Here is a 23,160-nt window from a genome sequence, read left to right as displayed (position 1 = left end):
GGTCTGAAAAATCGTGGGAGGGATTCAATCGGGTACCCCCTGGCTGGGCCGATGAGGTATCCACGGCGAACGAAACTATACTCGGAGAGACTTTAGGTGTACGGAGGCAGTTCAATGGCGGCAGCGACGATCAGCGTGGACGAATTTCAGGCGCTGGAACAGAAGGTGTTGCTGACGGTTGAGCTGATCAAGAAGGAGCGCGAGCTTCGTGCAGCTGCTGAAGCGAAGCTCCAGCAGCTGCAACACGACTTCGCCGAGATGGTGAGCGCGCATTCTGCGGCAGTCGCCGAGGTGGCGGAGCTGAAGGACAAGCTTTCGGCGAGCAGCGAGACGGCCGGCGAGCTCGATGCGATGAAGCGGGAGCGCGAAGGTGTCCGCCAGCGCGTGGAAGCGATGCTCGCCCAGATGGATGAGCTGTTGTAGCGGGATGACAGGTTGCAGCATCCAGCCGTGAGGCGGGATGGGATGAGAAGAGGTACAGCAGTTGAGTGACATGCAACAAAAGAGCGCAGCGGAGCAATCGCGCGCCGAGCTGGCGGCGCGGGAGGCTGGCGCCGTCGTGGTCGAGATCTACGACCAGATCTATCAGCTCAAGGGCCCGGATCCGGTTTACATCGAGAAGCTCGCTGCCACGGTGGACGACAAGATGCGGGCGGTGACGTCGCAGGGCGCGACGGTGGATTCGCTGCGCGTGGCGGTGCTGGCAGCGCTGAACATCGCCGACGAGCTGGCGACGCTGCGGGCGCGGTACGAGCAGCTGGCAGGCAGCGTGGCGAACAGTGCGAGTCAGGCGCAGAGCGCGCGAGCCAAGGCGGGGAACCTCGCCGGAATGCTGGACGCGGTGTTGGACGGCCGCAAAGCGGGCTAGAACGTCTTGAGCCGTTGCGGGGACAGCCGTGCTTCGGGACTTCGGGACTTCGGGACTTCGGGACTTGGGGACTTGGGGACTTGGGATGTTCGGAACCGGAAGGCTCCGGCGACGTGCTGACCTTTCTCCGCAGGTTGTTCGCTGGAACGACAGATTGAGGTTGCGCGGGTAGGACCATCGCGGGATGATGGAGGGCGAATCCTCTTGATCCGGAGCGCCGATGAGTCTTACTCGCTTCCTTCCGTTTGTCTTCTTTCTTGGCAGTGTGGCCCTTTCGGCGCAGACAGCGGTCGATGCGGGAGCGGTTCCTCCTGCGCCTGCGAAGGCCGCGGCGAGCGCGCCGGCTGCTACGGCGGCGCCTGCTTTGCCGGTGTATGCGCAGGACCCGAAGTTCCTGGACATACTGCGGAAGGCGAAGGCGGAGCTGGCGCACCGGCAGATCCTTCAGGCCAACGAGGATTACAAGAAGGTGGTGAAGCTCTCGGGCGGGCAATGTGCGGCGTGCCTGATGGGGCTGTACGACACGCAGGTCGCGATGGGTGAGTGGAAGGACGCGGTGGCCACGGCGACGACGCTGGTGCAGGTCTCCCCGAGCGTCGACGGCAAGGCCGCGGCGCAGGTGATGCGGGGGCAGGCCCTGGTGGGCCAGGGTGGAGAGAAGCCCAAGCCGGCGCAGCTGGCCGCAGCGCACGAGGCCTTCCAGGCGGCGATTGCGCTGGAGCCGAAGAGTGCGGCGGCGCTGTATGGCGATGGCCGGGTGCTGGCGCGGATGAATCGCATGGACGAGGCGAAGACCTCGTTCGAGCAGTGCGCGGCATGCGTGAGCCCGAAAGACCCGGCGCGGCTGCGGGCGCAGCACTTTGCGGCAGACCCGGAGCTTTCGCTGCACAAGATGGCTCCGCCGTTCGAGGTGACGTCGCTGGACGGGGCGAAGTTCAATCTCGACGCGATGGGCGGGCGGGTTGTGCTGATCGACTTCTGGGCGACGTGGTGCGGTCCGTGCAACGAAGAGCTGCCGCACATGAAGAAGATCGCGAAGGAGTTTGCGGGGCAGCCGCTGGTGATCCTGAGCGTGAGCTGGGATGCGGACGAGGCGAAGTGGAAGCAGTTTCTCGTGAAGAACGAGATGACGTGGGTGCAGTACCGGGACGCGGACCACAAGTTGAGCGACGCCTTCGGCATCAATGCGATTCCGCACTACTTCACGATCGACTCCGATGGCGTGCTGACGGCGGAGATGGTGGGATCGGGATCGGATGTGGAAGGGCGGCTGAAGAAGCTGCTGGCCAAGGCGCGTGAGGCGCATCCGGCAACGACATCCGGGGTTGCGTCGGCGGCGGGGCAGTGACGGCGGGGCCGCGCTTTGCCGGACGCAGGCAGGCTACCACGTCTGTCAAGTTGCACGATCCACGGCGGCACATTAGCATCCAATCCAGAGACCGGCCTGCAAAGCAGGTATGGCGATCTTCGCTGGTTGAACCAACATTCATTGAACCAGGGGTTTGGCTCGTATATATGGCTCGGTGTGCTATGTCCGCCAGTCCGGAAAGCCTAAAGAGCCACGGCTGAATCCCGAACGTCTTAGGACGGGTTCACCAGCGCGTCGCGGTACGGCCCCGTGGGTCGGTCTTCTCTTTGAAGCAGCGCTGCGCGTTCGCGGGCTTCGCCCGGATAGCGCTTTGCGTCAGCGGCGTGGCCGTTAGCTTGCCGCTCGACCGCGTATCCTTGTGAATGCATGGGGAACGCACTACACGCTGCACTGTTGGCTGAGATACCGGGGATGCTGCGCGTCGGCTCGATGCGTGTGCCTGTCTTCGGGCTGCTTGCGGCCGTGGGAGTCATCGCTGCGCTGCTGTTGAGCCAGTACACAGCGCGGTTCGTTGGTGTGGCTCCGGGGCTGCTGTGGGATGCGGGCATGACAGTGGTGGTCGCGGCCTTTGTGGCCTCGCGGCTGATCCTCATCGCCGCCGCTCCGCCCACCTTTACAAAGTTTCCGATGACGGTTCTGTTGCTGCCATCGCTGACGCCGCTGGGACTGTTGCTCGCGGGCGTGGCAACGTATGCGTGGCTGCGCTGGAAGAAGCTGCGTGTGCTGGAAGTACTGGACGCATTCGCGCCGAGCGGCTGCGTGCTGGCTGCGGTGCTGGCCTTGGCGCACTTCGTCGAAGGCACCGAGGCCGGCATGCCCACGCGGCTGCCGTGGGGCGTGGTGACGCCGGGCGATCACATCCTGGGCAAGGTACACCCGGTGCAGATCTATGCGCTGCTCTTGTGGCTCGCGATCGGGGCGTGGTCGCTGCGGGTGCTGATGCAGCGCAAGCGTGTCGGCGAAGCTGCGGCGTGGGTGCTGTTGCTGGGCGGCGTGGTGACGTTCCTGCTGGATATGCTGCGGCAGCCGGTGGAGAGCCAGGGCTCGGCATGGCTTGATCCGGCGCAGTATGTGGCGTTAGCCGCGATCCTCGCGGGTGCCATTGTGAGATTTAGGCCCAAGCCTTGGAGTGTCACTCGCATTGAGGCCGCAGAGATCCTCGAGGAATTTCTGGATGGCACTTCCGGAGGGTGGGGACATGAGACGTTGGAATATGCAGTGGTGGTCGATCCACTCATTCTTGAAGTGCAGCGTCGCTTTGTGAGTCTTCCCAACGAGTTCCCTCCTGCTCCCGGGTCGAGAGCCTATTGCGGCCCAGAGGGATTTCTGGTCTTGCGGGAGTATGTAGGAAAACTCCGGCAGGAACCAAGTTTTGATTTGAAGGAGACGCGCTGATGCCGTCGAAGAACATGCTGCCCAAGGGCAAGCGACGCCAGTCGGTGCGTGCGGAGTATCGCAAGCAGCGCACGATTGCCGAAGAACAGGCCGAAGCCGAGAAGGCCAGGCTGGCTGCTGCGTTTCTCGACCTCGAGGTCGAGCCCAAGAAGAAGAAAAAGGCGAAGCGTACCGAAGGCGATGGCCTGGCGACGTTCATCTTCCTCGAAGAGGAAGATGATGGCGAGCCGACGCTCGAGGAGCGCATCGCGAAGAACGACTGGATCACCACGCGCGGAGCTTCGGGTTCGAAGGTCGCCGCCGAGACCTACGCTCCTCCGCGGTATGCCAATCCCTATGCGGAAGCGCAGGCACAGCAGGCGAAGCCTCCGGTCGTCGAGCGCAACATCGCGAAGGCGAAGCTGAAGGTCGTGGGTGAGACCCGGAGCTTTACGGCAGAGGTTGCGGCCAAGGGCATGCGGCTGGATGCGTACCTCGCGAAGGCGTTGCCGGATGTGAGCCGCGGCCGTGTGCAGGAGCTGGTGGCCGCGGACCTGGTGCGCGTCGATGGCAAGTCCGAGAAGGCCAGCCTGAAGCTGCGCGGCGGCGAGACGATCGAGATCACGGGCGAAGCGCAGCGGCCTCCGCTGCGGGCCGTGGCGGAAGACATCCCGCTGGATGTGATCTACGAGGATCAGGACCTGGCGGTGGTGAACAAGCCGGCGGGGATGATGGTGCACGCGGGTTCGGGCTCGACCGAGCACAACTCGGGCACGCTGGTGAATGCGCTGCTGTTCCGCTTCGGCAACGACCTGAGCCACGGCGCGGGTGAGCTGGAAGACGAAGACGCGGATGCCGAACCGGACGCTGAGGGCGAGGAAGAGAGTGTTGAAGCGGAGGAGATCGTCGCGGCTCCGCAATCGCATCTTGCCGAGCTGCGGCCCGGCATCGTGCATCGTCTGGACAAGCAGACGAGCGGGCTGATCGTGGTGGCGAAGAACGATGTCGCGCACCGCAAGCTGGGCGAGATGTTTGCGGCGCGGCAGGTGAGCAAGACGTACCTGGCGCTGGTGCAGGGTTGGGTGAAGGACGACGAAGGCACGGTGGATCTGGCGATCGGGCGCGACAGCGTTCGCCGCACGCGCATGACCACCAGGCGTGGCGCCGGGAACATGCGCAACGCGGTGTCGCACTGGCTGGTGCTGGAGCGCTTCGAAGGGCCGTATGGCAAGTTCTCGCTGGTCGAGGTGAAGATCGAGACCGGGAGAACGCACCAGATCCGCGTTCACATGACGTCGATCGGGCACCCGGTAGTGGGCGATACGCTGTACGGCGCGGCGACGGTGATTGTGCCGGAGGCGGCGAAGCCGGGAGTGAAGAAGTCTGCGGCGGTAAAGGCTGCGGCGGCAAAGGCCTCTGCGAAAAAGGCTGGCTCTCCGAAGGCGGGTAAGAGCGTCGAACCGAAAGGAACCCAAAGCCCACTGGACGAGTCGTTCTCGGTTACGCGAAACTTCCTGCACGCGGCGGAGCTGGTATTCCGGCATCCGCGGACGGGGAAAGAGCTGACGCTGGAAGCGCCTTTGCCGCTGGAGCTGGAGAAGGTGCTGGAGCGCCTGCATGGCGGACAGTAGAGATAGGTCGGGCTACGGCCGGGAATCGGCGTGTGGATCGGCGGATGGCGGGAACAGCGCCAAGGACAACTTGATACGATGACGGATATGAAGATTGATGTAACCGCGCGCTGGTCCGGTCTTGTGACCCGGCCCGCGGCCCGGCTCGCAGGTGCGGGCATTCTGGCACTGGCGTGCCTTGTTTCCGCGACCGCGCAGACACCCGCTGCCCCTGCCTCGTCGACCACCCCGGCTCAGCAGCCGACCTCCGCGCCCAGCGCTCAGCCGGCCACCGGGCAGACCCCTACGGGTTCGCCCGAGGAAGCGGCGCCGACCGACCCGAACATCCAGACCATCAGGGTCAGCGTGAACGAAGTCGACCTGGTGTTCACGGTGGCGGACAAAAAGGGCCGCTTCGTGACGGGGCTGCAGCAGCAGAACTTCGGCCTGCTGGACGACGGGCGTCCTCCGGTAAAGGTGCGGCGCTTTGTGCAGCAGACGAACCTTCCGCTTCGCGTGGGCATCATGCTGGATACGTCGAGCTCCATCCGGTCGCGCTTCCAGTTCGAGCAGCAGGCCGCGACGGACTTCCTGTTGCAGACACTGCACCCGGCCGACCGCGCCTTCGTCGAGGGCTTCGACGTGCAGACGGATGTCTCGCAGGGCTTTACCAACCGCATCGACATGCTGGACACGGGCATCCGCAAGCTGCGGCCCGGTGGCGGCACGGCGTTGTTCGATTCGCTGTACAAGACCTGCCGCGATGAGATGCTGACGCTGAAGCAGGACTTCGCGGTCCGCAAGGCGATCGTGCTGGTCTCGGACGGCGACGACGACTACTCGCGCGCCCTGGAGTCGGACGCGATCAAGATGTGCCAGCGCGCCGAGACGATCGTCTTCACGATCTCGACCAACGTTGGCCCGTCGAAGGACAAGGGCGACGATGTGCTGCAGCAGATCGCCGACGCGACCGGCGGCCAGGCGTTCTATCCGACGCGCATGGAAGATGTAGCCACCGGCTTCCATAACGTGGAAGAGGAGCTTCGCAGCCAGTACCTGTTGGTCTACACACCGGCGAACTTCAAGCGCGATGGTTCGTTCCGAACGATCTACCTGCAGGCCCTGGACCCGCGCTATGCCGTGCGGGCGAAGAAGGGCTACTTTGCTCCGAAGGACGAGTAAATCAGGAGTCAGCGAACAGGATTGGGTCCGGGGCTATGCCTCGGACCCTTTCTTTTGCTGAAGTTGGGTGGCCCTCGTCGGCGGGCGAGACAACGTCTTTCGATGGAATGACCGTTCACACGCCCAAAGCCACAACTTTTTCCCGCGAATCCCGGTCTATCTCTGTATGCGGGGTGAGGCGATGAGGACTCGTGTGTCGTTGGGGCTGATGGTTGCCAGTGTGGTGTTTTCGTTGAGCGCGGTGGCGCAGATTCCGCAGCCTCCGGGCGCGATGGAGGCGCTGGAAGGCATCACGAGCGAGCACGCCAGCCACACGGCGTTCACCTTCGACCGCGACATGATCCAGTCCGCCGCGCAGGCCTTCGACAACGGCCGCGGGCTGACGCAGCCCATCGCCGGGCTCAACAGCATCACCTTCCAGACCTATCGCTTCCATGAGCCGGCCTTCTACATCCCCGAGAATGTGCACGCGCTGATGCATGCCTACAACATGGCGGGCTGGACGCACCTGGTCGACCAGAACGCGCCTGCGAAGGACTCTGCGTCACCCAGCAAGCCACTGACCGACCTGTGGCTGCACTTCAGCGGCGTGAACGTGGACGGCGTGACCGTGCTCATCCGCGCGCCGAAGCAGATGACGGTCGTCGAGGTCAGCGGCATCCTGAAGCCGCTGGACCTGCTGCACCTGAGTGGACACTTCGGGATCCCGAAGATCGACTCGGGCGCCCTGATGGTACCGGCCCCCCCGGAGCGGTGAGGCAGCGGAACAGCGAATAGCTATCCGTATCGCTGTCGCCCTACACCAGCTCCTCGATGACCTCGTAGACCATGCTGCGCATGCCGGGGCTCAAGGGCTGCAGGTTGTCGGTGATGTCCTGGGCGGAGACCAGGCCGTGTGGGCTTCGTGCTGCGGCTCCGAAGGCATCCATGTCGTCGAAGTCGAAGCCTTCCACGAGGAAGACGGGGACGCTGCCGCGGATGAGCATGGGCTGGTGGCCGAAGAAGTGCCGCCTGATGCCTGGAACTTTCCGCGCCAGAGGGATGTGCACCTCGTGAAAGTGCTTCAGGAAGGCAGCTTCGTCGAGGGGCATTTCATAGAGGATGAGAAGACGGACCATGACCCTCCTGATCTTTCGGATCCGCGGGGCGAGCGTGATGGATTACCAGCCGTAGTGTTCGATCTCGGCGAGTAGCGCCAGCTTGCGCTCAGGTCTTAAAAAGCTGGCTTCGATGGAGTTGGCCGCCAGCTCCCGCATCTGCTCAAGGGAGAACTCGAACTCCTTGTGGACGAGGACATATTCTTCCAGCAGGTTGGCGCCGAAGAACGGTGGATCGTCGGAGTTCAGGGTAACCATCAGGCCATCTTCGAAGTAGCGCTTGACCGGGTGGTCGGGCACGTCGGGGCGGTCCTGCAGTGGGGGACAGCAGCCGGTCTTGAGGTTCGAGGTGACGTTGAGCTCCAGGGGGATTTGGCGTTCGGCCAGCACTTCGACGAGGTCGGGATCCTGCTCGGCGGTAAGGGCATGACCGATGCGCTCGGCGCCGATGTTGATTGCTCCCCAGATGCTCTGCGGGCCGGTGCTTTCACCGGCGTGGCAGGTAAGGTGCAGACCGGCCTCTTTGGCCTTCGCGTAGACCTCGCGGAACTCCTGGGCAGGGCCGCGGGCTTCGTCGCCGCCAATTCCAATCCCCACAACAGATGGAAGTATCCGGCTCAGCTCCGCGGCCTTGTCAAAGACCTTCGCGCAGGCCTCGACGCCGAAGTGCCGGACGGCGTCGATGATCCAGAGCAGAGAGACGCCGAAGTCCTTCTCACCGCGCACGCGGCCGCGCTCCATGGCCTCGACGACGAGGTCGACATCCAGCCGGTTCTGCCAGTGCAGGATGCCGATGGAGATGTAGGCCTCCGCATGGCGCGCGCCCTGGGTGGAGAGATCGCGCAGCATGTTGTAGGTGATGGTCTCGTAGTCGGCGGGCTTGTGCAGCCGCTCAGTGACGGCCTTGAAGCTCATCAGGAAGCTGGGGAAGTCCGTGTAGCTGTAAACGCCACGTGCCTGCTGCATCGTGAGCGGCACCGCGTCGTTCTGGCGGGAGAGTTCAACCAGCGTCTCGGGCGTGATGGAGCCTTCGAGATGCAGGTGCAGCTCGGCCTTGGGAAGGCCCTTGAGCCATTCGACAGGGTCGAGCTGCGCGTCGGGTTGTGCGGGGGGAGTCGTACGGCGAGCCACGAGATTAAGTGTACGCGCTGGCCTTGCGAGAGGACGCTCCTGGGAGCCCCACCTATGCTCGAAGAGTGTTCCTCATGGCTGGGGCGCATCTACTCTTGCGACCACTGCTCCCAGCTCTGATAGAACTTCGTCGTCGGCCACCGCGGGTCCGATTCCTTTCGCCAGGTCATGTGAACAACCGCGAGCGGCGCATCGCCTCCAGTGATTTCAAACAGCACGTCATCGCGATCCGTACGAGCACCCACCGCCCTGAGCTCTGCACCGCAGAGCGGATGACTGGGCGAGATGTCCGATAGGAGTTGTGCGGAAAGAAGATCGGCCCTGGGTCGATCCTCTTCGAGAGAACGCCATGGAGCGAGGATCTGGATGTTGCCAGGAATCGACACGATAGCGCCGGGGTCACGCGTCAAGCTCAGGAGAACTGATGATAGGCCAAAGGAATTGCGACTGCCCTTCGCTACCCGCCACCCGCCACTCGCTACTCGCTACTCACTACTCACTACTCACTACTCACTATTCACTATTCACTATTCACTACCAAACTAGCTTCTCTGCACGCCACCCACGCCCGTCAGCGCCGCAACAATCTGCGAGCTCCACGCGCTCAGCTCGTCCTCGGTCAGCGTGCGCTCATTCGACTGCAGCACCACCCTCACCAGCATCGAGTAACTCCCCTGCGCAATGGCTCCGCCCGGCTTCGAAGGCACAAACACCTCCAGCGGCGCAACGCTCTTCAGCTCCGCAATGCCCAGCTCGCGCACCGCGCCCTCGACCGCAAGCCACTGCACGCTCGCCGGGAAGACGAACGAGAAGTCCCGCTCCACCGCCTGGAACTTCGAGAGCTCCTTCGCAATCGCCGAGTACAACGGCCGCGCATAGAGCGCCGTCGCGTTGATCTCACCCGCCACGCACACCTGCTTCAGCTTGCGCCGCTCCGACTCCGCGCCACTCAGCTCGCCGAAGACCGCAACCTCCGCGCCCTCCAGCAGCACACGCGCGCCACGGCCCGCCGCGATCCACGCAGGCAGCCCTTCAGCAGTGAAGCTCACCGCGCCCACAAACTTCGCCAGCAGCCCCTCCAGCGCGCCCTTCACCTCGAAGAACAACGCATCGCTCTCCGCATACAGCGCCGTCGCACGAGCTCCGCCGGTAGCGCCCAGCGACACCGCCGTGTGCTCGAACACTTCCTTCGCCGAACCCGTAAACGCCGTGCCCAGCTCAAACATCCGCACCTGCGCCACACCGCGATTCAGGTTGTTCGCCAGCATGTCCGCCATGTTCGGCACCAGCGACGGCCGCAGCATCCCCGCCTCTTCGCTCAGCGGATTGCCCAGCTTCACCGCACCCGCCGCGCCACCAAACAGCTGCGCGCTCTCCGCCGAAACAAACGTGCTCGAGATCGCCTCGCTGTACCCCAGCGCCCGCAGCGTCTCGCGCAGCACACGCTCATGCTCCGCATGCGGCAACCGCACCACACCACCCGCAAACGCCGGCAGCGTGTTCGCAAAACGGTTGTAGCCATACACCCGCGCAACCTCTTCGATCAGGTCGATCTCGCGCTCCAGATCCAGCCGCCAGCTCGGCAGCGCCACGGCATACGCACCCGCGCCCGTCGGCGTCAGCTCACAACCCAGCGCCTTCAGGTACTGCTCGACGATCGCAGCATTCAGGCCCGACTCGCGACCCTCAGCCGCCTCCAGCGTCGTGCCCAGGTGCCGCTGCACCTCGCTCACCCGCAGCTCCACACTCGCACGCCCCGCCGTCTGGGCTTGCAGCGCGGGCACAATCACATCCGTCAGCGGCCCAACCACCACGCCGCCACCCTGCTCGATCACCAACCGCGTCACCAGAGCATTCGCCACCGGCGCCGCGTTGAAGTCCGCACCCCGCTCAAACCGATGGCTCGCATCCGTATGCAGTCCATGCCGCTTCGAGCTCGCACGCACCATACCCGGATCAAACCACGCCGCCTCCACCAGGATGTTCTTCGTCTCCTCGGTCACGCGCGAATCCCATCCACCCATCACGCCAGCCAGCCCATGCGCCTGCTTCTCATCGGCCACCACAAGGTCATCCGCCGTCAGCGTCTTCTCACTGCCGTCGAGCAACCGCAGTGTCTCGCCCGCCTTCGCCCGCCGCACCACAATCGAGCCCGACAGCTTATCCAGATCGAACACGTGCGTCGGCTGACCCATCGCCATCCAGCCAAAGTTCGTCACATCCACCGGGCCCGAGATCGGCTTCTGCCCCAGCGCCGCAAAGTACTCGGCAATCTTCCCGCTCGCAGGCTTCACCGTAACGCCACGAATCACCCGCGCCGTAAACCGCCCGCAAAGATCCTGCGCTTCAATCCGCACCGGATACGCGTCACCCTCCACAACCGGGTGCCCCACGTCTCGCTTCTGAGACGTGGGTTCCAAACCATGCACCTCCGCCAGCGACTTCAACGGCACGTCATAGATCGCCGCCGCCTCCCGCGCCACGCCATAGTGGTTCATCGCATCGACGCGGTTGGTCGTGATGTCCATCTCAAAACGCGAGCCGCCAGGCGCATCAAACACGCCCTCCACGGCAATGCCACGCAGCGTTAGGTCTTCAGCGAGCTGACGGTCGTCAACAGGAATCTCCACATACGTGCGGAGCCAGGAAGTCAGGATGTCCATTGCGGCTTAAAGGCTTTCTAAAGCAGTATCAGAGGCCCACGCCAAGCGCAGACCATTGCCTCTCCATTGTCTCAGAGGCCCGGAAGCGCCGAGGCCGCCCCTCGAGCCGAGAAATGCCGGGTGCCCCATCCGTGACAGCTTCATCGTCACGGGTGGGAAACACAGGTGCCTTGCCAGGGCGGGCTTTGTCAGGGCGGGGCTTCAGCCCCGCCATAAAGTGCCACCAGAAACGCGGCTTCAGCCGCTGAGGGACCTTTTCGTTGAACGCGACTCGGACTCAGATGGCATCCGCTCTACTGCCACCCCTTGAAATGCGGGCCGTTGCAATTGGTGGAATAGGTCCCTGTCAGCCGGTAGTCGCGTCCGCTGTCCTCATCCTTGAGATAAACGAGATCGTTTACAGCGAGACGGCCGCGTTCCTTCACCAGCTCGACCACTACCCGCCACACATCCCAGGTCGGCGGATGGCCGTCATACCGCACCTTCAGCCGCACCGTTACAAGAAAACCTCCGTGTCCATCGGGAGCGACGCGTTCAACGTGAAAGAACTGAGGCCAGCTGCGATCAGCAGAACCGGAGAACATTCCTTCTTCGCCAAAAGGGCCCTTGACCGGCTCTCCCGGATGCTTCCTGTCCCACTCGCGATTCCACTCGCCCCAGTCGCGCTCGCAGGCAGTGTAAACCTCCGTCCGGCGGCGTAAATCATCGCTCAGGTAGGGGCCGAAGAGCCGCACGTCCTTGGGCTCTGATAGGTCCGCCGGGCTATCGTGATGGACTATCCGATAGAGGCTTAGGACGAAGGCCCTGGGATCGCGCGGAAGTGCGGGAGATGCCAGACGCGGTGCTGATTGACCAACGGCGGCGACAGACATCCATAGGACCGACAGCAGCAACATCGCAGGTTTCAAAGCTCACCTCGCTGTAGCAACAACATCCTATTCCGGCTTACTCTTCCTGATCGCCCGCATGTACCAGCCTCAACGGACAAGGATGGCAACGCCGAGGCCCGCAAACGACAAAATCATCAGCACCCGATAGATCCGAGGAAGACTTCCCTCCGGAAATACCTCGCTGTATTCCTTCCGGATTTCAGAGTAGGAAAGCCGATTCCACGCCAGCGGATCGCGCATTCTCTTGCCCGTTCGCCTCTCCGTAACCTGACGGATCATCCGCTGAAAGACGTAGTTGCCAGCCACAACACCAACGATCACAATCGCCATCGCCGCGCGATAGATGCGATGGTCCTGATGAAGGAACATAAAGCTCTGCCTCCTCCGACTTACTTCTTCACCATCTCCGGCCGAGCCCCATCCGCCACCGTCCCCACCAGCTTGTAGAAGAACGTATCGAACTTCGTCGCCGCGTCGAAGTCCATCGGCTGCGTCAGATCATCCTGAGGCCGGTGATACCTCACCTGGTACCACTCGCGATAGCGCTTCTCCGCATCCGTGCCCGCGTCGTAGCCGAAGATGAACCCAATCGCCGGCACGCCCTTATTGAGGAACGGAAAGTTATCCGCCCGCCGAAGCAGCCCACGCTCCGGCTCCATGTCATCGCGAATCTCAATGCCCATCGGCTTCCCAACCGCCCGCGCCGTCGCGCCCAGCGTCGTTATATCGACACCCGGAGCCGTCAGGATATGCAGCGGAAACAGCGGCCTTAGCTGATCAAGATTGATGTCCGCCACGATCTTCGAGAAATCAATCGTCGGGTGGGCCACAAAGTAGTTCGACCCCAGCAGCCCCTTCTCCTCGCCCGTGAACGCGCACACCAGCACACTGCGCTTCGGCTTCGGCAACCGCCCCGCCTTCACATCATCCGCATACTGGATCACCAGCGCCACGTACGCTGCATCGTCCAGCGTGCCGTTGTACAAGTTGTCGCCCTTCACCGGCTCGCCGTAGCCATAGCCATCGAGATGCGCCGCGATCACCAGCACCTCATCCTTCAGCGCAGGGTCCGAGCCTTCCAGCAACCCAATCACATTCGGCGAGCTGATCTCCTTCGCGTGCTTCTCCAGGTGCGCGCTCAGACTGCGACCCGTCAGATCAAAACTCGGCAGCGGCTGCTTCGCTCCTCCGGCTTTGAGAATCGCAGCAGCATCCTGCCCGCTGCCCGCCAGCATCTTCGTGAACGCCTCCGCACTCAGCGTGAAGCTCACGAACGGCTTGCCTCCACGACCCTCGCGCGGAGCCGTCCCAGCCTCATGGATCGTCACCGACCGCGCATACGCAAACGGCCAACGCGGCGGCTCAATCGAAAAGTAAGGATCATCCACATTCACGATCGCGACACCGCCCGCGCCCTGCACATTCCGTGCCCGTTCCGCTCCACTCGGCAGCCCCTCACGCTTGGTACCGAAGCACACCACCACCTTGCCCGCGACATCCGCACCCAACGCATCCTTGCCGCAGTAGCCGCGGAAGACGAGGTCCCCCGTCGTATCCACCGGCGTCGCCTCATTCACCGCTGCAGTGATGTCTTCAAGAAACCGCAGTCGAAATGTGTTTGAGCTCTTCTCGCCCTCGTTCACCACAATCCAAGCCGTCTTCGCATCGATCTCTACCTGGTGCAACGGCACATTCTGCAGATAGCCGCCGCTCTCGCCCGCAGGCTTCAGCCCTGCAGCCTCAAACCGCTTCACCACATACGCCGCCGCGCGCAGGTACGCCTCCGAGCCCGTATCGCGCCCCTCCATCCCATCGTTCGACAGCGCCTCCGTCGTATGCCACCACGCCTTCGTGTCCACATCGTGAATCGCACCGTCGCGCGGATGCTCCTGCGCATACGACGAAGAGGCCGCGGCCAGCAGCACGCCGCAGAGAACACCGGAAAGAGTTCGCATGATGCGTTCGATCCTACCGCAGGCAAACCGGTTTCCGGGTGTTGGTTGTTGGGTGTTAGGTGTTGGGTAAGACGTTGGCGGATTGCATCCCACGATCCTCGACGACCGGCGCTCGACCACGCCCAACACCTAACACCTAATACCCAACAACCAGCTCCTCCCCCGGTTCCCGCTACGTAACCACTTCCCCTCAAGTAACCGTTTCGATATCGAAATTCTTTGTCACCTTCTCGACGCCCACGCATCTTTACCCGTACAGTGAAGACGCGCGCAGCTCGCCGGTCCCGCACCGTTCGATTCGCCGCCGGATTCGCCCCGGACCCTATCTTTCGCACAAGGATGAACTACGCCATGATGACTTCGAAGCTCTCGATCGCCGTATTCGGCGCGGCGCTGCTTTCAGCACCCGCCTTCGCGCAGACCAACAACTGGACCATCGATCCCAACCACTCCCAGGCAGGCTTCACCATCCGCCACCTCGGCGTCTCCAACGTCCACGGCACCATCAGCAAGGTCTCCGGCACCGTCGTCTGGGACATGGCTGACCCCAGCAAGGACTCCGTCGTCGCCGACATCGACGCCACCACCATCGACACCACCGTCACCGCACGCGACACGCATCTCAAGTCGCCCGACTTCTTCAACATCGCGCAGTTCCCCACCATCCACTTCCAGTCCACCAAGGTCTACAAGGGCGGCAGCGGCCTCAAGATCGAAGGCCTCCTCACCCTCGCCGGCGTCACCAAGCCCGTCACCCTCGACGTCGACGGCCCCGTTCCCCCGCAGAAGGGCATGCGCGGCGGCTTCGTCAGCGGTCTCTCCGCCACCACCGTCATCAAGCGCGCCGACTTCGGCTTCGGCCCCAAGTTCGCTCCGCCAATGGTCGGCGACGAAGTGAAGATCACCATCGACGCCGAGCTGGGACAGAAGTAACAGCAGCGCTGGCGCGTTAGCGTAACTCGCGCGCCGCGCTTGTTACGTTAGCGCCCGCGGCGTTAGCGGGCTTCGCCCGTCAGCAAGAGCAAGAACAAAGGCCACCGAGAAATCGGTGGCCTTTGTCATTCCATTCTCAGCATCGAGCACTGTGTCGCAACAACGAATCGGGTGCCCCGGGTCCGGATTCTCGGACCCGGGCTTTTGGGCGGGCTATAGCTACCTGTCCACGCGATACCGTTCAGTAAGTCTCGCAGACAGTCTTCAGCCCATCGACTTCAAGGTCGCAAGAGTCTTGCTTGTATTCGGACATCCCATGGTCGGTCGAAACATAGATCGCCTTGTGACGGATCACAAGATGCTGATCATCGCCCCATCGAATCTGGTCGCCATCGGCCGGTGTGCCCGGCCACTTCGCAACGCGCTCCCAGGAGGAAAACCAGTTCGTACGGGTATCCAACAGCACCATATCGTCGCCAAGTGCTCCAAGAGCCACGTACCGCAGACGCGCAACCCTATGACCATTCGGTGAGCGGACAACCTGATCGGGATAGGGATAAGGATCGAACCGAGATATGAAGTAGCCGAATGCTGCGATGGCGACGCACGCACATCCGACCATCATCGCCATCACGCGAAGCGTCCACCGTAGCCATGCCCGCTTGGATCTTCGTGATACCCACCATCCGGCCAGCGCCCCCGCACCAAGTCCTACTGGTATCAGCCAGAACAGCAAGTCAGAAAGCTCCACGCAGCGCTCCTAAGCGAATTGAGAGAGAAAGCGAGTATCCCCCGAGAACAGCAACCCAATCTCACTCACGCTGTACTTCATCATCGTCATTCGGTCGATGCCCATGCCGAACGCAAAGCCTGAGATCTTCGCGGGATCATACTTCGGCTCCAGCCCCAGCTCGATCCGCCGCGCATCCACGGCCTTGAACACATTCGGGTCCACCATGCCGCAGCCCAGCAGCTCAATCCAGCCCGAGTGCTTGCACTTCCTGCAGCCCTTGCCATTGCAGAACGGGCACGAGATCTGCACGTCCGCGCTCGGCTCCGTGAACGGAAAGAACGACGGAAAGAACCTCGTCTTCATACTCGAACCAAACAGCGACTTCATCGCATGATCCAGCGTGCCCTTGAGGTCGCTGAACGTGATGTTCGTATCCACGCACAGCCCTTCCACCTGGTGGAACATCGGCGAGTGCGTCGCATCCTGCGCCTCGTTGCGATGCACCTTGCCCGGGATCACAATCCGCAGCGGAGGATCCTGCGCGAGCATCGTGCGAATCTGCACCGGCGACGTATGCGTACGCATCAGCAGCCGCTCGCGCAGCGGCTTTTGCTCCTGGTCCGCCAGCACCAGCGTGTCCTGCGTATCCCGCGCCGGGTGGTTCGGAGGAAAGTTCAGGCTCTCGAAGTTGAGGAAGTCCGTCTCCACCTCCGGCCCAATGCCCACCGAATAGCCCATCCGCTCGAAGACCGACACCAGCTCGTTCATCGTCTTCGTCAGCGGATGCTCCGCACCCGGCCTGTGCGCACTGCCCGGCAGCGAGATGTCCAGCGACCGGACCTCAACCTTCACAGCCGTCGCAGCGCTCTCATCGACGAGCGCTTCCACCTGCTGCTTCAGCTCGTTGAAGCGCTGCCCGATGAGCTTCTTCGCCTCCACAGGCGCGGCCTTCAGCCACGCATCGCTGATCGCCTTCAGCCGACCCTGCTTGCGGCCCAGCCAGTCCAGACGAAACTGCTCGCGATCGAGGTTAGGCTCAGCCGCGCTGCGCTCAGCGTCAGCACGCACTTGGGAGAAGGCAGCGTCCAGCGACGCCTCATCAAACTGCTTCAGTTCAGGGATTCCGTTGCTCATTGCGGTCCTATTCAGGATACTTGACCCGGCTTAGCAACTTCAGATCAATGGACGCAGAGCTACAATTTGAGGTAGGAATTATTCCTACCGGAGGCTCCCGTGTCCGCAATCGACAAGATTTCCATCGCACTGCCCACCGAGATGGTCACGCTGATTCGCGATGCCGTCGACGCCGGAGAGTATGCCTCCTCGAGCGAGGTAGTGCGCGAGGCCCTTCGTGAGTGGAGCTACAAGCGCCAGCTTCGGGAGCACGGCATAGAAGAGCTGAGGGCCATCTGGCAGCAGGCGAGGACGAAAAACGGCCCCTACGTCCCGGCTGCGGATGTGCTGCAACGCCTTGAGCTCAAGTATCAGACATTGGCAGATGCAGCAGGCGAGTAATGCGGATCGAGTTCTCTGAGTCCATCGAGACCGACCTGGAAGCGATTGCCGAATACATCGCACGCGACAATCCACGCCGGGCCGTCACCTTCCTGCAGGACATTCGTGCTGAACTTCAACGCATCGGCGATGGACCGTTGCGATATCAGCTACGACCTGAACTCGGCGACGATGCTCGGCTTGGAGTCGTCGGTCGGTATGTCATCCTCTTCCGCGTCGCCCAGGACGTCGTGTATGTCGAACGAATCGTTCAGGGCAATCGACAGTTGACGAACCTGTTTCAGTAGCTGGGTGATCGACGCCTCACTCCCCTACAGCGCGAACCACACCACCGCCGCCACCACCACACCCAGCGCGATGCTCCGCTTGTCCGTGATCGCCCACACCACCGGATCGTCATGCATCTGTCCGCGGCTGGCCAGCATCCACACCTGGCTCAGCCACAGCAGCAGCACCGGGATCACCAGCCACAGCAGGAAGGCGTGCTTGTAGAGCTGCGTCGTCGCACTGTCCCGGATGTACAGCGTCAGGATCAGCACCGCCGCGTAGGACGCTCCCGTGCCCAGTGCCCGCACCTGCTCCAGGTCGGCCACGTGGTAGCCCCGACCGCTCGTCACCGCGCCACCGCGCTCGCGAATCAGCTCCAGCTCGCTGAACCGCTTTACAAACGCCAGCGACAGGAAGAAGAACACGCTGAAGCCGCCCAGCCACGAGCTCACCGGAACATTCGTCGCCGCCGAACCCGCAAGGATCCGCAGCGTGTACAGCCCGCTCAGCATGAACACATCCAGCAGCAGCTTCCGCTTCAGCACAAACGAGTACACCAGCGTGCTCGCCGTATACAGCGCCAGCCAGCCCAGGAACGCATGCGGCAGCCGCAGCGTGTAGCCCGGGTCCACGGCCTTGATCAGCGGCAGCAGCAGCGCGGCGATCGTCACCGCCAGCGCCATCAGCACCACCACAGCGGTAACACCTGCGATCGCCGAAAGGTCCCCTGCGGCAAACGGCCTGCGCCGCTTCCGCGGATGCTTCCGGTCCGCCTCAATGTCCAGCAGGTCGTTCACGATATACGTCGCCGACGCGCACAGACCGAAGCTGAAGAACGCAAACACTCCGCCGGCAATCGCTCCCAGACGCAACGTGTGCCCCAGCAGCATCGGCACGAAGATCAGCGCGTTCTTCGCCCACTGGTGCAACCGGATCGCCTTCAGCCACGCCTTCAGCGGCGTCGCGCGATCGTCAAACGTCGCTACCGGAATCGTCCCTGCAGCCTTCAGGCGCGTACTCAGCGCACGGTCCGGGTTCGCCACCATCGGCGACTCGCACGCCACCAGCAGCTTCGCATCAGGCTTGGCGTTCCCGATGTAGCAGAACCGCTCGCCAAACTGCTCCCGGAACGCGGCGAGCTTGTTGCCGCCCGCCAGGTTCGTCTTCCCGTCCGAGGCCAGCACCCCGGTAAAGATCCCCAGGTAGCCCGCCACCCGCTCCGCGAACGCCCGTTCGCTCGCCGTCGCCAGGTAGATCGCCCGGCCGTTGCCATACTGAATCCGCAGCCACTCCAGCAGCGGCCGATTCCACGGGAGATGCTCGACATCCAGCGTCACATGCTCGGCGACATGCCGCTTGAACTGCGCCTTGCCCTGCGCGATCCAGCCCGGAATCCGCACCAGAGCCTGCGGATGCTGTCGCACCATCGCCAGCACAGAATCCACCAGCGTGTCCGACTTCACCAGCGTGCCGTCCAGATCCACGCAGATCGCCGTGCCCGCGGCAACCTCAATCGCCCGGATGCCATGGCCCTCAGCCGTCGCGACTACGGGCTGAAATTGTGTCTCCGACGCTGCCATCCGGCTCCCTTTGCTCGTTCCAGGTGTTCGCACCATTCCACCACGGCTTCGTAAAAGACCAGCACTACATCCCGCAACAGAACACGAAAATCTGGGTGAGTCCCCATTCTACCGGGCCAGCAATCAGACACCGCGTTACGCTCCGGCGCTCCAGGGCTCCCGTTCTCGCCGCTGCTGCCACTCTCACGCGATTGGATGCCGGAAGTCCCTACAGCCGGCCAGGGCTCTCCCCCAACCGTCCCAATTCGCTCCCACCAATCTCCCCCAACCGATACCTTTGCGTAATTCCCACAACGGAATACGAAAGGCAAAATACCTCCATCGCAAGCCTGAAGGCCCACCGCTTTGCGACGATAGGTTGCGCATGCATCATCCGTTGCTGATCCTCGGTCTCACGCTCACCTCAGCGCTCACCGCAGCGCTGGTCTCGGTGCGGCCGAACCCCTCCCCGGGTCCTCAGCAGCGCCATCAGGCCGAATAGGCCCTTCTGCACTGACGCAAGGCGGCCGCCAACAATCGGCCGCCCTTCGCCTTTAAGCCACTCGGCATGTCCTGCCCTGCGCGTAAAACTTCCCTCCACAACCCGCGTCTAACTGCAGCAGCCGCTGAAAGCGGCATGCCACCGTGCGCGTATCCACATCGCACTCCGTCCGCCATTCCGCTCCACCCGCGCTATCCCGTACCATCGCCGGGGGAGCACTCTCGACCCAACGCTGCCTCTACTCGGCTATCTGAATCAATGACCCGCCTGCCCAGCCTCCGATTCGCCTCCGCCCGCCTGTCTGCCCTCTCCGCGCAGGTCGCCGTCTCCCTTGCGCTCGCGGGCCTCGCCGCTACCAGCAACGCGCAGATGCACAAGGTCGAAGCCCCGGAAAAGGTCACCCGCGCCATCGGCGTCTACGAGTGGACCGGCGAGCTCGGCAAGCCCTCCGCCATGCGGCTCATCCCCATCTCCCTCTTCATCAACGGCCACTTCGAGGACGCCGGCGCCTACCTCGCCCGCCCCGTTCCCTGGGTCCTCGACACCGGCAATGAGTTCTTCATCGAAAAGGCCGGACAGCACGAAGGCACACTCGATCTCGAGTCCGCCCGCAACCTCCTGACCATGCGCGCCATCGCCGACGACAACCCCATGGGCGCCTGGTACGGCTACGGCAAGTTCCTGCTCCCCGCCGCTGAGCCCAAACCGAAGGCGCTCAAGCCCTCCCGCGTCACACCCTCCATCGAAGGCTCCGACGACGACTCCCGCCCGCACATGAGCCGCCGCAATCCACCCGCCGTGCCCGCAGGCAGCAAGACCCCATCCGACACCGACCCCAACGCGTCGAAGTCCACCAACGAATCCACCCCGGCCGCGGACTCCGACCGGCCGACCCTCGCCCGCCGGTCTTCGGCGTCCTCTGCCCCCAGCACCGACAGCGGCTCCGGTTCGACCACCACCGCCTCCAACAGCTCCGACACCTACGATCCCGACCGCCCCACCCTCCGCCACAAGGACGACGACTCCGGCAAGAAGAAAAAGAACAACAAGCCTCAGGGCTACGTCTCCGGCCCTGCCGACTCCCTCAACGACGATCCCGACCGCCCCAGGCTTCACCACGGCGTCGCCCCCGGTGAAAATGAGACCGCGCCCCTCACCGGCATGCCCGCCCAGCTCCATCAGGCCGTCGCCGTCTCCGACCCCGTCACCCACCCGGCACACATCTTCACCCGCGCCTGGGACTCACCCACCGAGCGCACCGAGGTTCTCACCGCCCTTCAGGCGCAGGCGCGCACGCGCGTCACCGCGTACCTCGCCGCCAACAAACTCACTCCCGGCATCCCCGGCGCGGCCTTCGCACCCACCACGGCTCCGACACCCGGACAGCCCATGACGCCAGCCGCCAGCCCCACTCCCGGCGCCAACGGCGATTCCAACGCCGACCTCACCTATCGCCCCGTGCTCCGCACCAAAGCCTCCGCCGACGCGGCAGCGGCAGCCGCAGCGGCAGCCGCCGCCAGGAAGCCCGCCACCACCCCGGCCACGGCGCCTGCAACCGCACCACCAGCACCAGCGACAGCCGCCGCGAAACCCGCAACACACCTCGCTCCGGCCCAGGCCGCCGCCGCGCGCCGGGCAGCAGCCCGCAAGAAGGCCCTCGCCGGCCCACCGCAGCTCGCTCTCACCGGCGAGCAGCTCTCCGGCTATGAACTCAGCTACGGAGGCCTGCCCACCTTCATCTATACCGCCGAAGTCCCGACCGCCCAGTTGCTCGCGCCGCAGGTCACTACCGCCCAGCCGGCTACAACCCATGCCCCGGGTACGCACTCCGCCACTGCACACACCACAGCCGCACACACCACAGCCGCAAACCCCCCGGCCACACAGAACTCCACCACCCCGGGCCCCACCGTCTACGTCACCCTCGTTGCGCAGAAACTCCCCTCGGGCGAGTTCCAGGTCGCGCTGGCCTCCGTCACCGACGCCAACCACCTCAACCGCACCCCCTGGATGCGATCCATCGACGTCGTCGATCCCGACAACGAACACCGAGCCAGCCTCCTCATGGAACTCCGCGCCCAGAACTCCCGCCAGTTCGCCCTCTACCGCCTCACCGGCCCCCAGGCCGAACAGATCTTCGTCACCGGCGTCATAGAGTAACCCCACCAAACTGGCGTCTGGCGCGCTGGGATCTGGCGACTCGCAGCTCAAGACCCGCAGCTCGAAACTCAATCGGCATTCGCTCGCTGTTCTGCTGTTCCGCTGTTCCGCCGTTCCGCTGTTCTGCTGTTCCGCTGTTCCGCTGTTCCGCTGTTCTGCTGTCTTCTAGCTACACTTACAAGCGATGAGTACTCCCACCTCTCCCCGCATCGCGCTTCTCTTTCCCGGCCAGGGCTCCCAGACCGTCGGCATGGGCAAGGCCTTCTACGACGCCTCTCCCGCCGCCCGCGCCGTCTTCGAAGAGGCCGACGACGCCCTCGGCTTCGCCCTCTCGAAGCTCATCTTCGAAGGCCCCGAAGACCAGCTCAAACTCACCGAGCACACCCAGCCTGCCATCCTCACCATGTCCATCGCGGCCCACCGCGTCCTCGCGCCCGAGCTCGCCTCCCGCGGCCTCGAAGTCGCCTTCGCCGCCGGCCACTCCCTCGGCGAGTACTCCGCCAACGTCGCCGCCGGAACCTTCTCCTTCGCCGACGCCGTCCGCACCGTCCGCTCCCGCGGCCAGTTCATGCAGCAGGCCGTTCCCGCAGGCCTCGGCGCCATGGCCGCCATCCTCGGCCTCGATGCCAACCGCATCAACGACATCTGCGCCTCCGTCTCCGACGAGCTCACCGCCGCGCCGCCCGCCACGGGCCCCGTCGCGCAGTCCGCCACCGTGACTGACGCCATCGCCGACCCCGCCAACCCCGCCGACACGCCATCGCAGGCCGCCGCGCAGGTCTCCGCCATCGTCGCGCCCGCCAACCTCAACTCGCCCGACCAGACCGTCATCTCCGGCTCCAAAGATGCCGTCGAGCGCGCCGCCGCCCTCTGCAAGGAGGCCGGAGCCAAGCGCACCGTCATGCTGCCCGTCTCCGCGCCCTTCCACTGCAAGCTCATGCAGCCCGCGCAGGACCAGCTCGCCGCAACGCTCGAGTCCATCGCCTTCACCGACCCCACCTACCCGGTCGCCGCCAACATCGATGCCCGCCTGCTCGTCCGAGGCATGGAGATCCGCGACGCCCTCATCCGCCAGGTCACCGGAGCCGTCCGCTGGGTCGAATGCATCCAGCTCCTCGCCGCCTCAGGAGCCACCCACTACATCGAAGTCGGCCCCGGCAAGGTCCTCTCCGGCCTCAACCGCCAGATCGACAGAGCCCTCGCGACCACCAACGTAGAAGACCCCACCAGCCTCGACAAGACCCTCGCAGCCTTCGCTCCCACAGAGGACTAGGTTCCATCGGCATAGCGATTCAGCGAAGGTGTCTGACTTACCGGAAGATTGTCATCCTGAGCGAAGCCTCTCGCAGCTT

General features: G+C 63.8%; 22 protein-coding genes and 1 other RNA gene. 13 read left to right on the top strand and 10 right to left on the bottom strand.

Features of this window, described 5'->3' with window-relative positions; genetic code table 11:
* The first annotated feature begins 114 nt into the window (after nucleotides 1–114).
* The 8 genes from C4S68_RS18235 (at nucleotide 115) to C4S68_RS18205 (ending at nucleotide 7,160) form a co-directional block, all read left to right on the top strand.
* Entirely contained in the window at nucleotides 115–423 is a 309-nt protein-coding gene (locus C4S68_RS18235; RefSeq protein WP_103934556.1) for a hypothetical protein, read from the top strand.
* Nucleotides 424–493: 70 nt separating this feature from the next.
* Nucleotides 494–868 (top strand): cell division protein ZapA, encoded by a 375-nt coding sequence (locus tag C4S68_RS18230; RefSeq protein WP_103934555.1) that lies wholly within the window; start codon nucleotides 494–496, stop codon nucleotides 866–868.
* A 220-nt stretch (nucleotides 869–1,088) separates the two neighbouring features.
* Nucleotides 1,089–2,216 carry a TlpA disulfide reductase family protein gene (locus tag C4S68_RS18225; RefSeq protein WP_103934554.1) on the top strand — a complete coding sequence of 376 codons (1,128 nt, stop codon included), beginning with the start codon at nucleotides 1,089–1,091 and terminating at the stop codon, nucleotides 2,214–2,216.
* A gap of 90 nt (nucleotides 2,217–2,306) precedes the next feature.
* Nucleotides 2,307–2,497, top strand: a non-coding RNA gene (gene ssrS / locus C4S68_RS24080) — 6S RNA.
* A 106-nt stretch (nucleotides 2,498–2,603) separates the two neighbouring features.
* A complete protein-coding gene (locus tag C4S68_RS18220; protein ID WP_103934553.1) occupies nucleotides 2,604–3,632 on the top strand; it encodes a prolipoprotein diacylglyceryl transferase family protein in 1,029 nt (342 codons plus the stop codon).
* Nucleotides 3,632–5,242, top strand: a complete 1,611-nt coding sequence (locus C4S68_RS18215; protein WP_327333845.1) for an RluA family pseudouridine synthase — start codon at nucleotides 3,632–3,634, stop codon at nucleotides 5,240–5,242. The genes C4S68_RS18220 and C4S68_RS18215 overlap by 1 nt, the downstream gene beginning before the upstream one ends.
* An 87-nt stretch (nucleotides 5,243–5,329) precedes the next feature.
* A complete protein-coding gene (locus C4S68_RS18210; RefSeq protein WP_103934818.1) occupies nucleotides 5,330–6,403 on the top strand; it encodes a VWA domain-containing protein in 1,074 nt (357 codons plus the stop codon).
* A gap of 181 nt (nucleotides 6,404–6,584) precedes the next feature.
* A complete protein-coding gene (locus C4S68_RS18205) occupies nucleotides 6,585–7,160 on the top strand; it encodes a hypothetical protein (RefSeq protein WP_103934552.1) in 576 nt (191 codons plus the stop codon).
* A gap of 40 nt (nucleotides 7,161–7,200) precedes the next feature.
* On the opposite strand, the gene C4S68_RS18200 is transcribed toward C4S68_RS18205, so the two are convergent.
* The 7 genes from C4S68_RS18200 to C4S68_RS18170 all read right to left on the bottom strand — a co-directional run bounded on the left by C4S68_RS18200 (nucleotide 7,201) and on the right by C4S68_RS18170 (nucleotide 14,139).
* Complete coding sequence (locus C4S68_RS18200; RefSeq protein WP_103934551.1) at nucleotides 7,201–7,521, bottom strand: EthD family reductase; 321 nt, start codon at nucleotides 7,519–7,521, stop codon at nucleotides 7,201–7,203.
* Nucleotides 7,522–7,563: 42 nt separating this feature from the next.
* The gene (add, locus tag C4S68_RS18195; protein ID WP_103934550.1) at nucleotides 7,564–8,631 is read right to left on the bottom strand and encodes an adenosine deaminase; all 1,068 of its coding nucleotides are present in this window, start codon (nucleotides 8,629–8,631) and stop codon (nucleotides 7,564–7,566) included.
* 89 nt (nucleotides 8,632–8,720) lie between these two features.
* The gene (locus C4S68_RS18190) at nucleotides 8,721–9,041 is read right to left on the bottom strand and encodes a hypothetical protein (protein WP_146072218.1); all 321 of its coding nucleotides are present in this window, start codon (nucleotides 9,039–9,041) and stop codon (nucleotides 8,721–8,723) included.
* 132 nt (nucleotides 9,042–9,173) lie between these two features.
* Nucleotides 9,174–11,294, bottom strand: coding sequence for a phenylalanine--tRNA ligase subunit beta (gene pheT, locus C4S68_RS18185; protein ID WP_103934548.1), 2,121 nt, complete (start codon nucleotides 11,292–11,294; stop codon nucleotides 9,174–9,176).
* A 293-nt stretch (nucleotides 11,295–11,587) separates the two neighbouring features.
* Nucleotides 11,588–12,190, bottom strand: coding sequence for a hypothetical protein (locus tag C4S68_RS18180; protein ID WP_146072217.1), 603 nt, complete (start codon nucleotides 12,188–12,190; stop codon nucleotides 11,588–11,590).
* An 81-nt stretch (nucleotides 12,191–12,271) separates the two neighbouring features.
* A complete protein-coding gene (locus C4S68_RS18175; RefSeq protein WP_103934546.1) occupies nucleotides 12,272–12,553 on the bottom strand; it encodes a hypothetical protein in 282 nt (93 codons plus the stop codon).
* Nucleotides 12,554–12,573: 20 nt separating this feature from the next.
* Nucleotides 12,574–14,139, bottom strand: a complete 1,566-nt coding sequence (locus tag C4S68_RS18170) for a M28 family peptidase (protein WP_103934545.1) — start codon at nucleotides 14,137–14,139, stop codon at nucleotides 12,574–12,576.
* A 351-nt stretch (nucleotides 14,140–14,490) separates the two neighbouring features.
* On the opposite strand from C4S68_RS18170, the gene C4S68_RS18165 reads away from it, so the two are divergent.
* Nucleotides 14,491–15,072 (top strand): YceI family protein, encoded by a 582-nt coding sequence (locus tag C4S68_RS18165; RefSeq protein WP_235011694.1) that lies wholly within the window; start codon nucleotides 14,491–14,493, stop codon nucleotides 15,070–15,072.
* Nucleotides 15,073–15,313: 241 nt separating this feature from the next.
* Here the strand turns inward: C4S68_RS18165 and C4S68_RS18160 are convergent, their stop codons facing one another.
* The gene (locus C4S68_RS18160; RefSeq protein WP_146072216.1) at nucleotides 15,314–15,823 is read right to left on the bottom strand and encodes a hypothetical protein; all 510 of its coding nucleotides are present in this window, start codon (nucleotides 15,821–15,823) and stop codon (nucleotides 15,314–15,316) included.
* A 9-nt stretch (nucleotides 15,824–15,832) separates the two neighbouring features.
* Nucleotides 15,833–16,939: a phenylalanine--tRNA ligase subunit alpha gene (gene pheS, locus C4S68_RS18155; RefSeq protein WP_103934542.1), complete on the bottom strand. Its 1,107-nt coding sequence runs from the start codon at nucleotides 16,937–16,939 to the stop codon at nucleotides 15,833–15,835.
* Between the two features lie 99 nt (nucleotides 16,940–17,038).
* Between pheS and C4S68_RS18150 the strand changes: the two genes are divergently transcribed.
* On the top strand, nucleotides 17,039–17,320 hold the full coding sequence (locus C4S68_RS18150; RefSeq protein ID WP_146072215.1) for a ribbon-helix-helix domain-containing protein: 282 nt from the start codon (nucleotides 17,039–17,041) through the stop codon (nucleotides 17,318–17,320).
* Nucleotides 17,320–17,607 (top strand): type II toxin-antitoxin system RelE/ParE family toxin, encoded by a 288-nt coding sequence (locus C4S68_RS18145; protein ID WP_103934541.1) that lies wholly within the window; start codon nucleotides 17,320–17,322, stop codon nucleotides 17,605–17,607. The genes C4S68_RS18150 and C4S68_RS18145 overlap by 1 nt, the downstream gene beginning before the upstream one ends.
* Before the next feature lie 24 nt (nucleotides 17,608–17,631).
* On the opposite strand, the gene C4S68_RS18140 is transcribed toward C4S68_RS18145, so the two are convergent.
* Entirely contained in the window at nucleotides 17,632–19,167 is a 1,536-nt protein-coding gene (locus C4S68_RS18140) for a UbiA family prenyltransferase (protein ID WP_103934540.1), read from the bottom strand.
* 739 nt (nucleotides 19,168–19,906) lie between these two features.
* Between C4S68_RS18140 and C4S68_RS18135 the strand changes: the two genes are divergently transcribed.
* Nucleotides 19,907–21,808, top strand: a complete 1,902-nt coding sequence (locus tag C4S68_RS18135) for a hypothetical protein (RefSeq protein WP_103934539.1) — start codon at nucleotides 19,907–19,909, stop codon at nucleotides 21,806–21,808.
* A gap of 184 nt (nucleotides 21,809–21,992) precedes the next feature.
* On the top strand, nucleotides 21,993–23,081 hold the full coding sequence (locus tag C4S68_RS18130; RefSeq protein ID WP_103934538.1) for an ACP S-malonyltransferase: 1,089 nt from the start codon (nucleotides 21,993–21,995) through the stop codon (nucleotides 23,079–23,081).
* The last annotated feature ends 79 nt before the right edge of the window (nucleotides 23,082–23,160 follow it).

This window comes from Bryocella elongata (assembly GCF_900108185.1).
In the GTDB taxonomy this organism is placed as follows: domain Bacteria; phylum Acidobacteriota; class Terriglobia; order Terriglobales; family Acidobacteriaceae; genus Granulicella; species Granulicella elongata.
The sequence above is the reverse complement of the archived record's forward strand: the minus strand, read 5'-3'. Positions and strand labels throughout refer to the sequence as shown.